Source organism: Bradyrhizobium sp. WYCCWR15520, assembly GCF_056174665.1.
In genome coordinates this window covers 81,806-100,318 of sequence record NZ_JBWBWM010000022.1, presented here as the reverse complement: position 1 = coordinate 100,318, position 18,513 = coordinate 81,806, and the positions used below count along the sequence as shown (strand labels likewise).

Sequence of the window (18,513 nt, the reverse complement as noted above, 5' to 3'; positions counted from 1 at the left end):
CCCGGCGCTAAAGTCGGGCCGTTTCAACTGGGTACCGCCAAATGAGTGGGTCGAGCTCGGTCCTCGCCTGGAGCTCCGCGCTGGAGGACTTCGCGCTGTTTCGAACGCTCAGCGCCGAACAGCGGCTGAAGGCTCTCAGCGCCATGGTCCGCCAGGATCTGGTGCGTGGGCAGATGCTGGTCGCGCAAGGCGGGCCGTCGGATTCGCTCTTCCTCGTGCTGCACGGCGCGCTTGCGGTGCGCAAGACCGGCTACCTCGAACCGATCGCTGAACTTCGAGCCGGCGAACTCGTCGGCGAGATCGGCTTCTTCGCCAATGTCCCGCGCACGGCCGATGTGATCGCGATCCGCGACACCAGCGTGCTGGCATTGACTCGTCCTGCCTACCAGAAGCTCGTCGAGGAAGCCCCCGCCATCGTCGAAGCGCTGCTCGCGGCGCTGGCGCGGCGGTTCGCCAGGGAGACTGCACGCATCGCGCCATTCCGTACCTCGCCGAAGGCGCGAACGGTGGCGCTGATCGGCGGCGGATTGGAGCCGCTGCCGGGCGCTTTCGAGCGCCGGATACGCGAGGGGCTCGCCGCGATCGATGCCGAGATTGTCGACGCCGACCGTCTGCAGGCGATGTTTCCCGGCCGCGTGCTCGATGCTCATGATGTGACCGAGTGGCTCAACAAGCTCGAACACGCCGCTCCGCTGGTGGTCTATCTCGGTGGCCATGAGGCGTCGCCCTGGGCGCGCAAGGCCATCCGCCAGGCCGACATGGTCGTGTTCGCCTGCCGCGGCGATGCGCCGGCAGCCGCATTGACGGATATCGAGACCTTTGCCTGCGAGGTTCATTCCATTTCGGCCCGACGCCTTGTACGCGTTCATGACCGGCGAAGCGGAGAGGTTTCTCGCACCGCGGCCTGGCTTGCCCGGCTGCCGTCCTTCATGCATCACCACGTCGCCCTCGAAGACCAGGTCGATATCGACAGCCTGATCCGCTTTCTGTGCGGCCGGGCAATCGGCTTCGTCGCTGCAGGCGGTGGCAGTTTTGGCACGGCGCATGTCGGGATCTACAAGGCGTTTCGCGAACGCGGCGTGATGTTCGATATCTTTGTCGGCACCAGCGTCGGCTCCGCGATGGTGGCGGGATTTGCCAAAAACCTCGAAGCCGAGGATCTCGAGCGCGGGACGCACGAAATCTTCGTCAGAAGCAGAAGCTTTCGGCGGCCGACCTGGCCGCGTTACTCGCTGCTGGACCACAAGGCCTTCGATCGCGCGCTGGCCCATCAATACGGCCCCGACTGCCGGATCGAGGATTGCTGGCGGCCGTTCGCCGCCGTCGCCACCAACCTGTCGACACACAATCTCGAACTGATCCGCTCGGGGCCGCTATGGCAGGCGGTGCGGGCATCGAGTGCGATCCCCGGGCTGTTGCCGCCGTTCTACACGGCGGAAGGCGCGATGCTGGTCGATGGATGCCTCATCGACAACGTCCCGCTCGCCTCGATGCATCAGCTCAAGAGCGGCCCCAATCTGGTCGTGCATTTCGGCGAGCCTGCGGCGGAGATGTTCGACGTCGATTATGCCTCGCTGCCGGGACGGCTGGAGCTAATCGCCGCCATGCTGACGCCGTTCCGCAAGAAGCTGCTGCCCGCAGCGCCGAGCGCGGTGAATGTGCTCTGGCGAAGCCTCGTTGCGCATCAGCGCTACGATACGCTGCCGGTCGGGCCATTCGATACGGTGATGCGTCCGCCGCTTCCGCTCGATATCGACGTGACGGATTTCGATCGTCACACGGAAATCTTCGAGGCCTCCTACCTCTGGGCCAGCGAGGCGATCGCGGCGCTGGAGGCGGGGGGCAGTTCGGCGATCGAGGCGATACTCGATACCGGCGCGCTGGAACGGCGTCAGGCGACGGCCGTCGCGGCCTCCAATCGCACGCCGAGCAGTCGCCTCGCCTCGGCCGCGGGCTTGGGTGCGCTGAACAGGTAACCCTGCATCTGCGTGCAGCCGAGCTGGCGCAGCATCTCGCGCTGCTGCTCGGTCTCGACGCCTTCCGCAGTCGTGGTCATGCTGCGGGCGGCTGCGATATTCACCACCGCCTGCACGATTGCCGCCGAACCGTCGACCTCGATGTCGCTGACGAAGCAGCGGTCGATCTTGATCTTGTCGAACGGGAACCGCTTCAGATAGCTGAGCGAGGAGAAGCCGGTGCCGAAATCGTCGAGCGCGATGCGCACGCCGATGGCGCGGAGCTGATGCAGGATGGCGAGCGCTGTCTCGTCGTCATGGATCAGCACCGCCTCGGTGATTTCGATCTCGAGCCGGTCAGGCGCCAGGCCGGAGGCGGCCAGCGCGCCGGTGATCCGCAGCGCCAGCGTCGGCGACTTCAACTGGACTGGCGACACGTTGACGGCGATCCTGACCAGGGACGGCCAGCCGGCCGCCTCGGTACAGGCGGTCTGCAGCACCCAGTCGCCGAGTTCGTTGATCAGGCCGGTATCCTCGGCGACCGGAATGAATTCGGCCGGCGAGACCATGCCGCGCTCGGGATGGCGCCAACGCAACAGCGCCTCGCAGCCGGTCACCTCATTGCTGGTGAGATCGAGCAGCGGCTGGTAGTGGATTTCGAAGCCGCCGTCGGCCAATGCCTGACGCAGATCCTGCTCCATGGTGAGCCGCGCCTTGGCGCGGGCATCCATCGTGGGCTCGAAGAAGCGATGGACGCGGCGTCCCTCGGCCTTGGCGGCGTACATTGCGAGGTCGGCGTGCTTGATCAACTGGTCGAGTTCGGTGCCGTCCTCCGGCGCGAGCGCGATGCCGATGCTGGCGTCGGTCGAAAGCTGATGCCCGAGGCATTGATAGGGCTGGCGAATTGCCTCGTAGACGCACGCCACGAATTCCTCGACATCGGCACGGCCGCCGATCGCGGTCTGGATGACAGCAAATTCGTCGCCGCCGAGGCGGGCGATGAGGTCACCCGGCTTGATGCAATCCTTGAGGCGGGCCGCGACCGCCTTCAAAAGTTCGTCGCCGACATGATGTCCGAGCGAGTCGTTAATGCCCTTGAATTCGTCGATGTCGATATAGAGCAGGGCGAATGATTTGCCGCCGGCGGCCTTGCGCAACTCGCGCTCGATCTGCTCGCGGAACAGCACCCGGTTCGGAAGGTCGGTCAGCGCGTCATAATGCGCCAGATGCGCGATCTTCTCGTTGGCAAGCCTTCGCTCGGTGACGTCGTCGACGACGTTGATGATGTAACGCGCTTGACCCGCGGAATTGCGGATTCCAAGCCGCCTGGAGGTGATGTACCGCGGGCCCAGCCCTTGCGTTTCCCAGACGTGCTCGTCCTTGAACAGGCCGTCGGGGGATTGCAGCGTTTTCTCTTCGTCGGCCGCGATGATCGCGGCGGCGTCTTCCGGAAAGAGGTCGGACGCCGTCTTGCCGATGATCAGGTCGCGCGAAATGCCGAACTGAGCCTCAGCCACGCGGTTGACGAGCAAATAGCGCCGGTCATGCACGTCCTTCACGGTGATCTGCGAGGGGATGTGATCGATGATTTGGCTCAGAAACGCGTAGTTGCGGTCGCGCTCCTGTTCGAGATTGCGCCGCTCGGTGATGTCTTCCATGGTGGCAACCCAGCCACCGCCCGCCAGCGGCTTGCTTACTCCCATGAACGAGCGTCCGTCCGGGCCCTGCATGATGCTGTGATCGACCTGGCCGCGCGCGATGTTTCGCATCACGGTCGAGCAGAATTCGTCGACATCGCCGGCGAACGACCCGCTGTCCTTGCGGTGCTGCATCAGGTCGCGGAAGTGGCAGCCCGGTTTCACAATTTCGGTCGACAAATTGTACATGTCGATATAACGGCGGTTGAAGGTGACGACGCGCGCCGAGGCGTCGAAGGTGACCAGGCCCTGGATCATGTTGTTCAGGGCGGTGTCGAGCCGGCCCCGTTCCGCTTCCAGCCGCTGCTGCGCCTCGCTGTTCTGGCGGGCGATCTGTCGGATGATCAGGAACAGGATCAGGGCGATCACCGCCGCCGCCAGCGTTGCCGCGATAACCAGGACCGTGGTTTGTTCGTGCCAATCGGCGAGCGCGGCGGTAACCGTGTTGGTTGCGACCACTATGCCCGAGTAGTGGCCGAGTGGGGCTGCCGATCCCAGCCTGGCTGTCTGGTCGATCGGGCTTTGTACGCGCAACGTCTGCTGGGTGCCGCGCTCCCGGACCCGCTGCAGCAGCGGCGCTTTCGCGAAATTCTGGCCGATCAGTTCGTCGACCCGGGGATAGCGCGCTAGCAGGGTGCCGTCGGCATGAAACATCGAGATGGCCGCGCCGGTGCCGAGGGCTACGGAAGCGAAGAATTTTTCGTAATTGGCGGGGTTGATGCGGCGCGTCATCACGCCGAGAAAAGTGCCGTCCTCGCCTCTCAATCGATGCGCGATGACGGAGTTCAGATTGCCGGTGAGATAGCTGCGCACCGATTCGGCCAGGATGGACGGCGAGCGCGAATCGAATTTGAAGCTCTTGAAATAAGCCCGCTCGGAAATGTTAAGCGTCGGCGCCGGCAGCGGCCGCGACCAGTTGATCATGTCGCCATTGGAGTCGAAGATCGAGATGTCGCCGAGATATGACAGAACGCCCGCCTTGGATCGCAGGATCTCGTGCGCTTCGGCGCTCGCGACGCGTTGCCGAAATTCCTTCTCCGAGGCGATGCCGGAAATCTGCAGCCGGGTAATCACGTCATCGGCGAGCGTGTCGGAATCCTCGAATTGCTGGTCGAAATGGCGGGCGAGCAGGCGAACGGTGTTCTCCAGTTCGCGTTCGCTGTTGACGAGCGCACGCTCGCGGAATTCATCGGCCATCATGACGGTGCCGACGAAAATCGCCGCGACCAGCATCCCGCCGCAGAGCGTCAGCCACAGCACCGGACCCCGGAAGGTCGCGGCAAGGTGCCGCCCGGCGGCCGCGGTTCTGGCCTTCATGTCGTGCAGGTGGTGAATCAGCTCGCGCATTTCTCCCTTCTCCCGGAAGCCTAAATACGATGCGCGGATGTCATAAGCCGTTAGGAAATCCGGTTACTTAAGGCTTAAATCGCGTGTCCTTCGGGCGCCGAAAGACGAGGAGTTATTTTGCTGCGTTCGCGGCGAGCATCCCCTCTAGCGGCGATAGGTGCCGGTGCGGGCGTAAGCCGCGCGGGTTTCCGGCGCGGGACGGTTGACCACACCGGCGCGCGCCTCGCTGACGCGCGGGGTCGCCAGCTTGAGGTCTTCCAGGAAGATCGGCTTCGAGAAATAGTAGCCCTGCGCGTAGCGGATCTTGGTTGCGGCCTGCAGATAGGCCAGCTCCTCGAAGCTTTCGAGCCCTTCGGCGATCACGGTCATGCCGAGCGCTTCGCTCAAGGATTCGATCGCACGCAGGATGCCCTGGCTGCGCGGACGCTTATGGATGTCGGTGATGAAGGAGCGGTCGATCTTGATCTCGTCGGCGGTGATGTCGGCCAGCGCCGAAAGCGACGAATAGCCGATGCCGAAATCGTCGATCGAGATCCTGACGCCGAGCTTGCGGAACAGCGGCAGGATCTCGTCGTGGAAATGCGTCTTGGTGACGAAGGCGTCTTCCGTCACCTCGATCATGAAGCGCTTGGGAAATCCGGTGGCTTCGATCGCCTGCGCGAACGGCCCCATGAATTCGGGGTTGCCGGCCTGCTTGGCCGCGACGTTCATGCTGATCGTGGTGTCGGGGCCGAAGGTCTCGTTAATCAGGTCGATCGACTTGACGATCTCCGCCAGCACGAGGTGGGTCAATTCGTCGATCAGGCCGAGTTCGGTAGCAAGATTGATGAACGTGCTGGGAGCCTGAATCACCCCCTCGTCGTCGCGCAGGCGCACCAGCGCCTCGACGCCCTGGATCTCCTGGGTCCGGATGTCGACCTTGGGCTGGAAGGCGCAGCAGAAGCGCTTTTCCAGGATCGCTATCCGTAATGCCTGCTCGACCTTCATCCGCGCCAGCGCCTCGCGTTCCATGCTGGCATCGAAGAACGCCGCGGCGCCCTTGCTGCCATTCTTGACGCGGTACATTGCGATATCGGCGTTCTGACGCAACTCCTCATAGCTGCGTCCGTGCTCGGGATAGAGGCTGACGCCGATCGAGGTCGAGGCGAAGATTTCGGACTGGTCGATGAAGAACGGCGCCTTCAGCCGCTGCAGAATGAAGCGAATGAACTCGGCGACCTCGTCCTCACTCTCGATCGGGTTGAGCAGCAGCACGAACTCGTCGCCGCTGATCCGCGACAGGATGTCGGATTCGCGCAGGTCGAGACCGACCCGCTTGGCCATCTCCGCCAGCAGCGCGTCGCCGACCGAATGTCCGTAGTAGTCGTTGATGTGCTTGAAATTGTCGACGTCGAGGAAGGCGAGTGCGAAACGGCCCTGTCCGTTGTCGTACTTCAAGAGACTGTTGACGCGATGTTCGATCACGCGCCGCGTCGGCAGCCCGGTCAATTCGTCGTAATAGGCGGAGCGGAACAGATGCTCCTCGAATGCCTTCTGTTCGGAGATGTCGGTGGAGCTCGAGATCAGCAAATTGCGCTCGGCGATCCGGATCGGTCGGTGCGAGGTCAGCAATACCTGCTTGGCCTGGCCACCGGCAATGGATTCTTCCAGCACGGCCGGGCGGCCTGCACGCAGCAATTCGAGGCAGGTTTCGCGGCGATCGTTCAGTTGCGACGGGTCCGGCGCGGCGGCAGCCGCCTGCAGCGCAGCCGCCGCGGCGTCGTTCATCAGAACGAATTCGCCATTCTCGTCCTGAACCGTCACGCCGTTCGGGAGCAGCCTGAAAACATCTCTCAGGATGTTCAGTTCGGATTCGAATGAGCTTTCATTGCCGGCCTGCGTCGCCGCGGCCTGAAAATCGTTTTTATTGGGACTATGCATGCCACGGAACTTGGCAAAGTCCCTTGTAGCATTGGTTAAGCGGACTTCCGAAAAGCCGCAACAACCCTAAAAGTCGGCGATTCCCAAACGGCGTCCGCTCGATCGTCATTAACAGAGTATCAACGCCGGGCGAGAATGTCGCGTGCAAGGCGAATCTCGATTCACGGCGTTTCGAGAGCGCGACGGACACCTTGCGTCGGCAAGGATGTCTCAAGATGAGAAAATGGCGCTATCGGGTCTAGCTTGCGGGAAGCCGGCACTGCATCGTGCAATGTACGCCGGTCTTCAGGAAACTGATCTCGGTCTTGCCGTCGAAGGCACGAAGCGCCGATTGCAGCAGTTTGGTGCCGAAGCCCGCCGGGCCGACTTTTTCGACCGCGGGACCTTCAGTCTCGTCCCACGTGACGTTGAGGCGCCCTTCCGACACCGACCACGACACCTGCAGCAGTCCGCGGGCCGAGGAAAACGCGCCGTACTTGCCCGCATTGGTGGCGAGTTCGTGAAAGATAAGCGCTAGGCTGACCGCCAGCTTGGCCGGCAGGAACAGCGAGTCGCCGTTCAAGTTGAACCGGACATGGCCGTACGGCCCGAGCTCCGAGCGCAGCATGTCCTTGATGTCGCAGCCGCTGCCGTCCAGCCGCGCAATCAAATCGTCGGTCGCCGACAGCGCGCGGAGGCGGCGATCGATACTGCCCCAGATCTGCGGTTGGTCCTGCAGGACCTGGTGCAGCACGGCGTGGATCGTCGACGTCTTGTTCTTGAGCCTGTGCTGCAATTCCTCGACGAGGAGTTTGCGGTACTCTTCTTCCCGGATCAGGCGTTTGGAATCTTCCCGTTGTTGCGCCACGATCGTCCGGTAATGCTCGACGCCCCAGATGGCGAAGCCGCAGACCGCCCAGAACATCAATAGCAGCGCAAGCCGCGCGGAATCGGCCGTGGCGCCGTCGAAATTGACGGTGAGGCCGAGCACGCCCCCCGCGACGGCGGTGGCGATCCCGAACCGGGCGCCGCCGATCGCGGCGGCCAGGAACACGGCCGGGAAATACGGCGTGAAGAATACGTCGGGGCGGAGCTGGGCGACGCCCCACCGGGCGATCGTCGACACAGCGAGGCAGCCGGCCGCGAAGGCCGTGCTGAAAAGCAGCGAGGGCTGGGAGATGCCCTGCCAGCCGCGTCTGAATTCGTCGATCAATTTCTTCATCAGAATGGTCACTTCACGTGATCAGCGAATCCAAAATATGGCCGACCATGCCGAAATTCGAGGATTTCGGGGCGCCTTGAGGTCGCAAACCGGCCCGGCGCCGGCGGGAACGCGATGGAACAAGTGCGCTTGCCTTGCCGGCAAGAGACGGGAATATTGGCCTCAACCGATATCGGGGGGGTAACGACATGGGACGGCTGGACGGCAAGGTCGCGGTGATCACGGGTGCGACGAGCGGCATCGGACTGCGCACCGCGGAGATATTCGTCGCGGAGGGCGCGAAAATCGTCATCGCCGGCCGCCGCGCGCCGGAAGGCGAGGCGCTGGCCAAGAAACTCGGTGCCCACTGCATCTTTCGCCAGACCGACGTCACGGTGGAAGCGCAGATGAAGGCGCTGATTGGTCTTTCGGTAGAAAAATTCGGCCGCATCGATTGCCTGTTCAACAATGCCGGCGGTCCGGCCCAGACCGGCGGCATCGAAGGCCTGGAGGTGGAGCGGTTTGATGCGGCGATGGCGACGCTGATCCGCAGCGTGATGCTCGGCATGAAGCATGCGGCGCCTTACATGCGCAAGCAGGGCTCCGGCAGCATCATCAACAACGGCAGCATCGCCGGCACGCTGGCCGGCTATTCATCGTCGATGGTCTATAGCGCGGCCAAGGCCGCCGTCATCCACCTCACCAGATGCGTGGCGATGGAGCTCGGCGAATCCAATATTCGCGTCAATTCGATTTCGCCCGGCGCGATCGCGACCGGCATTTTCGGCAAAGCGCTCGGCCTGTCGGTGGAAGCCGCCGAGAAGACCCCGGCCGTAATGCGCGAGGTCTACAAATCGGCGCAGCCCATCCCGCGCGCCGGCCTGCCGGATGATATTGCGCACGCGGCGGTTTTTCTGGCCAGCGACGAATCTTCCTTCGTCAACGGCCACGACCTTGTGGTCGACGGCGCCATGATCGGCGGCCGCAACTGGAGCCAGCAACAGCAGGGCTATGTCACGCTGAAGAAGGCGTTCGATCAGGGCGCGGGATAGTCCGTCATTGCGAGCGCAGCGAAGCAATCCATCGCGCCGAACACGGAGACCTGGATTGCTTCGTCGCTTCGCTTCTCGCATTGACGGTTAAGATTTGGGGCAAAAGGAGACGCAAATGTCTGCAACATTCCAGCTATCGCCATCGGAAGGCCGCCCGCTCTATCTCGCCGTCATCGCCGGCCTCGCCTGCGCCTTCGTCATCGGCAAGACGCTGCCGTCGACCATGAACGCGGTCTCGGCGATCATCGAGCCGCTCTGCGCCAACAGCGTGACCGGTTCGCAGGATGTCGTCGAGCCGATCAGCTCGCATGCGCTGCCGAACGTGGCGGGCAAGCGCGTCACCATCGTGCGGGTGTTCTACGGCCCCGGCGGCTTTACGCCGGCGCACCAGCATGCCGGCTCTGTCACCGCCTATGTCACCAAGGGCGAGATCCGCTCGCAGTTGGCCGGCGGGCCGGTCGAGACGTTTGGGGTCGGCCAGTCATTCTTCGAGCCGCCCGGCTCGACCCATCTGGTCTCGGCCAATGCCAGCATGACCGAACCCGCGGAATTGATCGCGGTGTTCGTGGCCGATGAAGGTGCGCAACTGACGACGCTGGTGAAGTAGATGTAGTGCGTAACCCGATAAATGCTCGTCATGCGCGGGCTTGACCCGCGCATCTATCAAGAAAGACATTCAGCGAAGAGTGATGGATTGCCGGGTCAAGCCCGGCAATGACGGGTTCACACCGCCTTCACCACCACCCGCAATCCATCCCGCGGTTTCGGGATCGGCCACATCTGCCAATCAGCCTTGTAACCAGGCTCCAGCGACACTTCGAGATTCTGCAGGAAATGCCGGGCAAAGCATTTCGCCTGCATATAGGCGAAGTGCAGCCCGAGGCACATATGCGCGCCGCCGCCATACGGCACCCATGCGAAACGATTTCGGTTGCGCTGCGCCTCGTCGGAGAAACGCATCGGATCGAACTTGTCCGGCTCGGGCCAGATCTCCGGCATATGGTGCGTGAACAGCGGGTTGACGCCGACCAGCGTGCCGGCAGGAACGTCGTACCCCCTGAACGAAAAGTCGCGCACCGCGCGGCGCGGCATCGACGGCACCGGCGGCTTCAGCCGCAGCGCTTCCTTGAATGCCATTTCCGACAGCGGCATCTTTTCGAGATTGGCGATGCTGGAGGGATCGTTGGCCTCGATGCCGAGGCCTTTGACTTCCTCGCGCAACTGCTGCTGCCATTCGGGATGGGCGGCAAGCTCGCCGACAAAGGAGGTCAGCGACGATGTCAGCGTGTCATGCGCCGCCATCATCAGAAAACTCATGTGGTCGATGATGTCCTGGGTCGACAGCAGCGCGCCGTTCTCGTGCGTCGCCTGGCATAGCTGCGAGAACAGGTCATCGCCGCCGCCCCGCGCGCGGCGGATCGGAATCTGCTCGGCGAAGTAGGCAACGATCCGCTTGCGGCCGGCAACGCCGCGGCCCATCTGCGTGAACGGCAGCGGCCGCCGGATCGGCGCCACGGCTGCCGCCACCATGTCGACGAAGGCGCGGGTGATCTCGTCGACCTCGGGCCCAATCTTGGCGCCGAGGAACGACGTTGCCGCCAGATCGAGCGTGAGCTGCTTCATCGCCGGATACACCAGCATCTCGCCCGGCTGCGCCTTCCACTGCTTGACCCGCGCGGCAATGCCGCGGTCGAGATCGACGAGATAGGACTTCATCGGCCCCGATTTGAACGCGACCGACAGCGCGCGACGGTGCAGGCGGTGCTCTTCAAAATCCAGCAGCATCAGCCCGCGCGGAAACAGCAGGCCGAGGATCGGTCCCCAGCCATGGGTGGAGGAGAACAGGCGGGCCTGGTCGAACAGCACGAGCTCGTTGGCCTCCGGCCCGAGCATCGTCACGCTGGTCTCGCCGAACAAATGGGTGCGGTAGATCAGACCGTATTTGGCGGCCGACTTCTCGATCTGTCCTTTGGGGTCGGCCAGCACCGCCAGCGTGTTGCCGATAAACGGCCAACCCTCATTACCGGGAATGTGCCGCAACGCCTTGGGGTTCGGCGGCACCGGGATATTGGCTGATGAAGCCACACTCGGCATCGACATGGCAATTGCTCCGGGCGATCTGCGAAAATCGCAAAGATTATCCTCCGTGTCGGTGGCTTTGTCGCGGCATTAAATATGGGCGTGCACGGCGCGGGTTTAGCCTGGTCCGGCAAATAACTCCTTGTTTCCATGCGGCAAAGCGCGCGGCTGTCGGCGCCAGCCGTAGATCAGCCAAGTCGCGTCACAAAGCCGCGAGCGTGTGCTAGGGTGCTCCAAAATCAATTGGGCAGGGGGGTAGACATGCCGCGGATGCTTGGGTTGCTCGTGCTTGCGCTGGTCGCGCTGGGCGGAAATTCTCTGGCGCAGGCCCAGACCAAACCTTTGGTCAAAACGCTGGGGCCGGATTTTCCCAAAACTGAAATCTTCATCGGCAACAGCTTCTTCTACTACAACAACAGCATGCACAGCCACGTGCTGGCGATGCAGCGGGCCGCCGACGCCACCAACAAGCAGGCCTACCGCGCCACCTCGGTCACCATCAGTGGCTCCGGCATCGACTGGCATGATGTCGAAAGCTATCTCCGTCCAAAGGCGATCGGCTCCTATTCCTTCGACGAGCAGAACAACGTCGTCTTCAACAAGCTCGATAAATTGTTCGACGTCGCCATCATGATGGATTGCAGCCAGTGCCCGATCCATCCGACGCTCAAGTCGGTATTCACCGAGTTTGCCAAAAAGAGCAGCGAGATCGTTCGCGCCAAGGGCACTAGGCCGGTGTTCTTCATGTCCTGGGCCTATGCCGACAAGCCGGAAATGACGGCGCAACTCGCCGAGGCTTATACGATCGCAGGCAATGCGAACAACGCGCTGGTGATCCCGGCCGGCCTCGCCTTTGCGAAAGCGCTCGACAAGCAACCCGAGATCAATCTGTACGCCGCCGACAAGCGCCATCCGAGCCTGGCCGGCACTTATCTCGCCTCCTGTGTGGTCTTTGCCGCGCTCACCGGCCGCTCGCCGGTCGGCAACGCCCATCTCGCCGGTCTCGACGGACAAACCGTAGCGTTCCTGCAGAATATCGCGTGGGACACCGTGCAGGAATATTACGGGAAGTAGGGGGCGCTGCTTCCGGTGCCGCAATAGGGCAGAGCTGGCACCCCCGTCATTGCGAGGAGCTCGCGACAAAATTGCAAAGCAATTTTGCGCTGAGGCGACGAAGCAATCCATCTATCCCCGAGTTGAGGAATGGATTGCTTCGCGGAGCCTGTCATCGGGCGCGCGTTCGCGCGACCCGTTGGCTCGCAATGACAGGGATAAGTCTCGCCGACCCTAACGAGAAACATCACGCCTTGCGCTTCGCCGCTTCCTTCTGCAAATCCGGCGCGTTGATGGTCGGAATCGCGACCCGTCCCGGGCCGGTATGGGCAAGCGCCGCAGCCGCCTTTTCGTTCTCCATGATCTTGGCCATCACGGCCTGACCTGCGCGCTCGAACACCGCGCGGTTCTCGATCAGGAATTTCTGCGACTCGCGCAGCTTGGCGACGTAGCCGTTGATCTCCGGGATGACGTAGCGGGCGACCATGTCCCAGCTTCGCCGGGTATTTTCCGGATTGGCCCAGTCATGCACGAAGCCGATGATGGCGCCGACGCCGCCCGAGACGTGCATCAGGTTCTTGATGGTCTTGACCAGGTCGTCCGGCGTGCCGATGGTGGAGGCGGCATTTTCGCCGCCGGCCGTTTTCTCGATCGCATCCTCGGGCGAGGTGAACGGCTCCAGCCCCGGCCGCTGCAGCGTGCGGACATTATATTCATTGTGCCAGCGCATCAGGCCGGCGCCGGCCTCGCGCTGTGCCTGCTCGCGTGTCTCGGCGATGTGCCAGCTCAAGAGCACGCGCCAGTCGGAACGGCTCACCGTGGTGCCGGCCTTCCTGGCGGCATCCTCGGCAAAGCCCCATTGCGTCGGCAGCGCCATCAGTCCCTGCGTGGACATCGAGCCGAGCGAGATGATGCCGATGCCGTATTTGCCGGCCAGCGTCATGCCCGAGGGCGAGATCTGCGACGCCACGACGAACGGCATGTCTTCCTGCAGCGGCAGCAACTGCAGCGCGGCGTCCTGCATGGTGAACCAGTCGCTCTTGGCGGTGACGCGCTCGCCCTTGAACAGGCGGCGGATGATCGCAATCGCTTCGTCCTGGCGGTCACGCTGCGTCATCGGGTCGATGCCGAGCGTGTGCGCGTCGGAGGCGAGCGCGCCGGGCCCCGAGCCGAAAATGGCACGGCCGCCGGTCATCCAGTCGAGCTGCACCATGCGCTGCGCGACATTGTAGGGGTGATGATAGGGCAGCGAGACCACGCCGGTGCCGAGCTTGATGCGCTTGGTGCGCTCGCCGGCCGCCGCCAAAAACATTTCCGGCGAAGCGATCATTTCCCAGCCCGAGGAATGGTGCTCGCCGCACCAGAACTCGTCGTAACCAAGCGTGTCGATCTGCTCGACGAAATCGAGGTCGCGGCGGAACTGGAGCAGCGGATTCTCGCCGATCGGATGATGCGGGGCGAGAAAGGCTCCGAATTTCAGACGTGCCATGGGGTTTGCTCTCCGAAATTATTGTTCTTTGGATTGGCTCGGCAGCAAACCTACGGGGTGGGCAGGGGCAAGGCAATGCTGCAAGCCCGCGGCCAGTGCATGGTTGTCGCGCGGCCCGGCCGACATGCCGTCGCCCGGAATTCCCGTTCCTGAGGCTCAATCAAACAGGCGCAGTGCGAGTCACGCGCTAAACGCGGACGCTCCATGTCTCCTTCGCCGTCGACAGCGTGATCAGTGTCTCGGTTCGCTCCACGCCATCCACGGCCTTGATGGTTTCAGTGAGAAACCGTTCGAGATCGCGCGTGGTGCTGACGCGCACCTTCATGAGATAATTCCAGGCGCCGGTGATGTGATGGCACTCCAGCACGTCGGGCGAGGCCTTCACCCGTTCCAGGAAAACCGCTTCGACCTTCGGATTGCTCCAGCTCACCATGATGAAGGCGAGCAGATCGAGTCCGATCGCCTCCGGTGCGATGCGGGCGTGAAAACCGGAAATCATGCCGGTTCGAACCAGCCGCTTGATGCGGTCGTTGATGGTGGAAACCGCGACGCCGATCTTCTCGCTGAGAACAGCCAACGCCTGACGGTCGTCCTCCTGCAGCAGCATCAGCAGTTGCCGGTCGGTGTCGTCTAGTTTCGCCATCAGCCCTCGCCAGGAATTTCGGAAGTCTTACGGAATTAGACCGGCCGCCGAGCGCCTGCAAAAGCTTTCACGGACTTTTCCGGCCCTTTTCTCGAATGAAGTCCGGAATGTATCGGTAAAACCACCAACAAAAACGGAAAAATCTGAAAATTCCGAAATATACGCTTAGAGCGCAATCCCCGGTGTGGTCGCCTCACCACCGAAGGATCGCCAGTTGCAGCGAGGGCGGCGGGCACAATTTCGAAACGGCAGACATGAAGCATCCTTCGCAACGCCGATGCTGCCTGGTCGCAGGCCGCGGGAGCTGCGTTCAGGGCACGGGTGATCGCTTACCTCGGGGGTAATCGCGGACATGACCGCAGGCTGAGATCATCCGCCGCGCAGATTCCCGGACGAGGCCGTTCTCATGCATCAGATCGTCTCAACTCCCGTCGATACTTCGCGCCGCTGGTTGGTGCTCGCGACCGTGGTTGCGGCGCAATTCATGTTCGGGGTCGATGCCTTCATCGTTAACGTCGCGATCCCAACCATTGCAGCGGAGCTGCACGCGAGCGCGCCGCAGATCGAGGCGGTCATCGCGATCTATCTGATCGCCTATGCGACGCTGGTCATTACCGGTGGGCGGCTCGGCGACATCTACGGCACGCGCAATGTGTTCATCGCGGGCGTGGCGGGCTTCACCGTCACCTCGCTGTGGTGCGGGCTGGCGCAATCCGGGCCTGAATTGATCGTGGCGCGGCTGGCACAGGGCGCGACCGCGGCATTGACGGTGCCGCAGGTGCTCGCCACCATCCATCTCCTGTTCGCCGATGCCTCGCGCGCCGCGCCTTCGGCATTCACGGCATCGTGCTTGGGCTGGCCGGCGCGGCCGGTTTTCTGCTCGGCGGCCTCCCGGTGACGCTCGATCTCGCTGGCGTCGGCTGGCGCGCGGTGTTTTTCGTCAACGTGCCCTTCGGCGCCGTCATCATTGCCGCCGCCTTCAGGATCATGCCGACGTTTCAGCGCCGGGCCGGCACGCGGCTGGACATATCAGGCGCCATCGTGCTGTTTCTTGGGCTGCTATGCCTGATCGGTCCGCTGCTATCAGGCCATGACATGCAGTGGTCGCCATGGGTCTGGCTGGTGATGGCGGCGGGTCTTGTCATCATCGCAGGTTTCCTGCGGCTGGAGCGCGCGGTCGCCCGCCGCGGCGGTATGCCGCTGATTGATCTTGCGCTGCTGTCGGATGCCACGTTCATGCGCGGGCTGGCCGCAGTGTTCTTTTTCTTCTTCGCCAACCTCTCGTTCTACCTGGTCATGACGATCTACATGCAGAAGGGGCTGCATATTCCGCCGCTGCAGGCGGGGCTGGTCTTCCTGCCGCTGGCGCTGACCTTCGTGGTCGCCGCACGGCATGGTGGAATGCGCACCAAACATCGCGGCACGCTGGTACTGATCGAAGGCTGCGCGGTGCAGATTGCCGGCCTGGCGGCTCTGGTCGCTACGGTCGAATGGATCGAGGCGCCTTCCGTCATCGTGCTGGCGCTGGTGCTGACGGTCTTCGGTTACGGTCAGGGGCTTGTCATGGCGCCGCTATCAGGCGCGGTGCTGTCGAGCGTTAAACCGGCCAGCGCCGGTGCGGGCTCGGGCATGTACGGCACGACGGCGCAAATCGCAAACGCCGCCGGCGTGGCTGCGATCGGCGCGGTATTCTTCGCGATCGAATCAGCGCACTCGGCGCGGCTGGCATTGCTCGCTTCTGTCGCGCTGTTTGTCGCGTCGATCCTCGCCTGCGCCGCATTCCTGACATGGATGCGTCGGATCACAGGATGACACATTAACGTCACCTGCCAAAATTTGATTGTGGGGAATGACAGTGCACGGCCTTTTTATTTTGCGGTGCAGCAACTATCTGTTCTTTGAAGAGTAGTTAAGAACAATCGCCCCAGGAGCTGTCGTTGTCTCTCGCCAAGAACGTCGAATTCTTGCGCCATTTCCCGAAGCTGAACGGGTTCAATGGCTTGGGAATCTATGGCCGAAGCGCATCGCCCGGAGCTGAAAGTCCGCTGGTCGAAATCTCAGGATTCGGCACCAATCCCGGTGCGCTCAAGATGTTCGCGTATGTGCCGGAGCAATTGTTGCCCGCGCGCGCCCTTGTCGTCGTGCTGCACGGCTGCGGCCAGACCGCAACCGGTTACGATTTCGGCACCGGCTGGTCGACGCTCGCCAAACGCTACGGCTTTGCGTTGTTGATGCCCGAGCAGCAGGCGGCCAACAACGCCAACACCTGCTTCAACTGGTTCAACCCGGGCGACATCGCGCGCGGCCGCGGCGAGGCTGCGTCGATCCGGCAGATGGTCGCGCGCATCGTCGCCGATCATAAACTCGATTCGCGCCGCATCTATGTGACCGGGCTTTCCGCCGGCGGCGCCATGACGTCGGTGATGCTGGCGACCTATCCGGAAGTGTTCGCGGGTGGGGCCATCATCGCAGGCCTGCCGTTCGGCATCGCCAGCAATGTCCGGGAAGCGCTCGGCGGCATGATGCAATCGACGTCACGCCCCTCGGGCAAGCTTGGCGATCTCGTGCGCAAGGCCTCCAAGCACAAGGGGCCGTGGCCGAAAGTGTCGGTGTGGCACGGCAGCGCGGACCGCACGGTGAACCCGGGCAACGCCAACGAGATCATCAAGCAGTGGCTCGACGTCCACGGTCTGCCGGCGGCGCCGATGTCGATCGGCGATGTCGACGGTCATCCGCGCGAAGTCTGGTGGAATGCCGACGGCGAGACCGTTGTCGAATCCTACACCATCACCGACATGGCCCACGGCACGCCGCTGGGGCTATCCGGCAGTGACGAGCGTTACGGCGCGGAGGGCGCGTTCCTGATCGAGGCAGGGATTTCCTCGTCCTATCACATCGCCAATTTTTTCGGCCTGACCGAACGCGTCAGCCCGGCCAGCGAAGCGGCCAAGCCGGCGCAGGCGCCGAAGGTCGTTGCATCGGCTGCCACGGAAACCCTGCAGTCGTCCGACCTTGCCGCCAGGCTCTGGTCGAGGTCTCACAAGCCGGTTCGCCAGCCCAAGCCCGCGCCGCGCGAGCCGAAGCGCCGCGGCATCGATGTCAGCGGCGTCATCACCCGCGCGCTGACGGCCGCGGGATTGATGAAGTAGCACGGCATCACGGCCTTCAGGCGGATATTTTCAGCTCACATCTCGCCGGTAAGGAACGGATTGGTCAGCCGCTCCTGGCCGAGGCTGGATCCGGCGCCATGGCCGCAGATGAAGCCGACGTCGTCGCCGAGCGGCAGCAACTTTTCCTTGATCGAATTGATCAGCGTGGCGTGGCTGCCGCCGGGCAGGTCGGTGCGCCCGACCGAGCCGTTGAACAAGACGTCGCCGACATGGGCGAAGCGCAATTCCTTGTTGAAGAACACGACGCTGCCCGGTGAATGGCCGGGGCAGTGCAGGATGTCGAAGGTGAGGTCGCCGATCGAGACCTGATCGCCTTCGTCGAGCCAGCGGTCGGGCCCGAAATTGCGCACCCCGGTCATGCCGAAGCGTTCGCCGCTCGAGACGACGTTGTCGAGCAGGAATTTATCGGCGATATGCGGGCCCTCGATCTTCACCTGCAGCGCGTCGCGCAATTCGGCGGCGCCGCCGACATGGTCGATATGGCCGTGCGTCAGCCAGATCTTCTCGACCGTGACGCCGGTCTGCTTGATCGCTTCCAGTATTCTGGGAACATCCCCGCCAGGATCGATCACCACGGCCTTCTTGGAGGGCTCTTGCCAGATGATGGTGCAGTTCTGCTCGAACAGCGTCACCGGCACGATCATCGCGCCGGCCTTGGCTTGGTTTTCGTCCTGGGTATCGGTTTTGTTGTCCATGGGGGCACCATATTCATCCCGGGAGAGTGGTCAACACGGCTTTGTAATCATCGTGTTACCGGCGTGTGATGCACACGGCTCCGTGATAGGGTTGCATGTGGTTTGACAGTTTGGCGTGCGCTGCCGGATAGCGCCGCCGCCGGCCAGTTCCGGGGGTTCATCGTGGTTTCGACAGTCGAGACTTCCACCAGCCAAGCTTCTGCGTCGCCGCTGGCCGGGCCCCGTATTACTGC

Annotated in this window: 12 protein-coding genes and 1 pseudogene; 6 read left to right on the top strand and 7 right to left on the bottom strand. The window is 63.1% G+C overall.

All coding sequences use genetic code 11. The annotated features are described in order from the left end of the window. The first annotated feature begins 41 nt into the window (after nt 1-41). The gene (locus AC0QUY_RS24955) at nt 42-1,976 is read left to right on the top strand and encodes a patatin-like phospholipase family protein (RefSeq protein WP_475388865.1); all 1,935 of its coding nucleotides are present in this window, start codon (nt 42-44) and stop codon (nt 1,974-1,976) included. Here the strand turns inward: AC0QUY_RS24955 and AC0QUY_RS24950 are convergent. The 3 genes from AC0QUY_RS24950 to AC0QUY_RS24940 all read right to left on the bottom strand — a co-directional run bounded on the left by AC0QUY_RS24950 (nt 1,892) and on the right by AC0QUY_RS24940 (nt 8,120). Next, entirely contained in the window at nt 1,892-4,999 is a 3,108-nt protein-coding gene (locus AC0QUY_RS24950) for a bifunctional diguanylate cyclase/phosphodiesterase (protein WP_475388864.1), read from the bottom strand. The genes AC0QUY_RS24955 and AC0QUY_RS24950 overlap by 85 nt on opposite strands. A gap of 144 nt (nt 5,000-5,143) precedes the next feature. After that, complete coding sequence (locus AC0QUY_RS24945; RefSeq protein WP_475388862.1) at nt 5,144-6,919, bottom strand: putative bifunctional diguanylate cyclase/phosphodiesterase; 1,776 nt, start codon at nt 6,917-6,919, stop codon at nt 5,144-5,146. 238 nt (nt 6,920-7,157) lie between these two features. Then, on the bottom strand, nt 7,158-8,120 hold the full coding sequence (locus AC0QUY_RS24940; protein ID WP_475388861.1) for a sensor histidine kinase: 963 nt from the start codon (nt 8,118-8,120) through the stop codon (nt 7,158-7,160). A 188-nt stretch (nt 8,121-8,308) separates the two neighbouring features. Between AC0QUY_RS24940 and AC0QUY_RS24935 the strand changes: the two genes are divergently transcribed. Together AC0QUY_RS24935 and AC0QUY_RS24930 are read left to right on the top strand one after the other, a co-directional pair. Further along, nucleotides 8,309-9,151 (top strand): SDR family NAD(P)-dependent oxidoreductase, encoded by an 843-nt coding sequence (locus AC0QUY_RS24935; protein WP_161851189.1) that lies wholly within the window; start codon nt 8,309-8,311, stop codon nt 9,149-9,151. Nucleotides 9,152-9,266: 115 nt separating this feature from the next. Continuing rightward, complete coding sequence (locus tag AC0QUY_RS24930) at nt 9,267-9,758, top strand: cupin domain-containing protein (protein ID WP_475388859.1); 492 nt, start codon at nt 9,267-9,269, stop codon at nt 9,756-9,758. A 116-nt stretch (nt 9,759-9,874) separates the two neighbouring features. Here AC0QUY_RS24930 and AC0QUY_RS24925 read toward each other — a convergent pair whose 3' ends face one another. Next, on the bottom strand, nt 9,875-11,251 hold the full coding sequence (locus AC0QUY_RS24925; RefSeq protein WP_161851191.1) for a cytochrome P450: 1,377 nt from the start codon (nt 11,249-11,251) through the stop codon (nt 9,875-9,877). Nucleotides 11,252-11,491: 240 nt separating this feature from the next. On the opposite strand from AC0QUY_RS24925, the gene AC0QUY_RS24920 reads away from it, so the two are divergent. Next, nucleotides 11,492-12,304: a hypothetical protein gene (locus tag AC0QUY_RS24920; RefSeq protein WP_475388858.1), complete on the top strand. Its 813-nt coding sequence runs from the start codon at nt 11,492-11,494 to the stop codon at nt 12,302-12,304. Nucleotides 12,305-12,530: 226 nt separating this feature from the next. Here AC0QUY_RS24920 and AC0QUY_RS24915 read toward each other — a convergent pair whose 3' ends face one another. Further along, complete coding sequence (locus tag AC0QUY_RS24915) at nt 12,531-13,772, bottom strand: LLM class flavin-dependent oxidoreductase (RefSeq protein ID WP_475388857.1); 1,242 nt, start codon at nt 13,770-13,772, stop codon at nt 12,531-12,533. A 187-nt stretch (nt 13,773-13,959) separates the two neighbouring features. Further along, nucleotides 13,960-14,415, bottom strand: a complete 456-nt coding sequence (locus tag AC0QUY_RS24910) for an Lrp/AsnC family transcriptional regulator (RefSeq protein ID WP_475388856.1) — start codon at nt 14,413-14,415, stop codon at nt 13,960-13,962. A 406-nt stretch (nt 14,416-14,821) separates the two neighbouring features. Here AC0QUY_RS24910 and AC0QUY_RS24905 point away from each other — a divergent pair. Together AC0QUY_RS24905 and AC0QUY_RS24900 are read left to right on the top strand one after the other, a co-directional pair. Continuing rightward, nucleotides 14,822-16,227: pseudogene (locus tag AC0QUY_RS24905) on the top strand (MFS transporter). A gap of 125 nt (nt 16,228-16,352) precedes the next feature. Then, entirely contained in the window at nt 16,353-17,564 is a 1,212-nt protein-coding gene (locus tag AC0QUY_RS24900) for an extracellular catalytic domain type 1 short-chain-length polyhydroxyalkanoate depolymerase (protein WP_475388854.1), read from the top strand. Nucleotides 17,565-17,599: 35 nt separating this feature from the next. Here AC0QUY_RS24900 and AC0QUY_RS24895 read toward each other — a convergent pair whose 3' ends face one another. After that, nucleotides 17,600-18,280: an MBL fold metallo-hydrolase gene (locus tag AC0QUY_RS24895; RefSeq protein ID WP_475388853.1), complete on the bottom strand. Its 681-nt coding sequence runs from the start codon at nt 18,278-18,280 to the stop codon at nt 17,600-17,602. Between the last annotated feature and the right edge of the window lie 233 nt (nt 18,281-18,513).

Bases quoted from the DNA above. Each gene is read 5' to 3' on its own strand.
- AC0QUY_RS24925 (WP_161851191.1), bottom strand. From the start codon at position 11,251: ATGTCGATGCCGAGTGTGGCTTCATCAGCCAATATCCCGGTGCCGCCG.
- AC0QUY_RS24955 (WP_475388865.1), top strand. From the start codon at position 42: ATGAGTGGGTCGAGCTCGGTCCTCGCCTGGAGCTCCGCGCTGGAGGAC.
- AC0QUY_RS24895 (WP_475388853.1), bottom strand. From the start codon at position 18,280: ATGGACAACAAAACCGATACCCAGGACGAAAACCAAGCCAAGGCCGGC.
- AC0QUY_RS24945 (WP_475388862.1), bottom strand. From the start codon at position 6,919: ATGCATAGTCCCAATAAAAACGATTTTCAGGCCGCGGCGACGCAGGCC.
- AC0QUY_RS24950 (WP_475388864.1), bottom strand. From the start codon at position 4,999: ATGCGCGAGCTGATTCACCACCTGCACGACATGAAGGCCAGAACCGCG.
- AC0QUY_RS24930 (WP_475388859.1), top strand. From the start codon at position 9,267: ATGTCTGCAACATTCCAGCTATCGCCATCGGAAGGCCGCCCGCTCTAT.
- AC0QUY_RS24915 (WP_475388857.1), bottom strand. From the start codon at position 13,772: ATGGCACGTCTGAAATTCGGAGCCTTTCTCGCCCCGCATCATCCGATC.
- AC0QUY_RS24940 (WP_475388861.1), bottom strand. From the start codon at position 8,120: ATGAAGAAATTGATCGACGAATTCAGACGCGGCTGGCAGGGCATCTCC.
- AC0QUY_RS24920 (WP_475388858.1), top strand. From the start codon at position 11,492: ATGCCGCGGATGCTTGGGTTGCTCGTGCTTGCGCTGGTCGCGCTGGGC.
- AC0QUY_RS24910 (WP_475388856.1), bottom strand. From the start codon at position 14,415: ATGGCGAAACTAGACGACACCGACCGGCAACTGCTGATGCTGCTGCAG.
- AC0QUY_RS24935 (WP_161851189.1), top strand. From the start codon at position 8,309: ATGGGACGGCTGGACGGCAAGGTCGCGGTGATCACGGGTGCGACGAGC.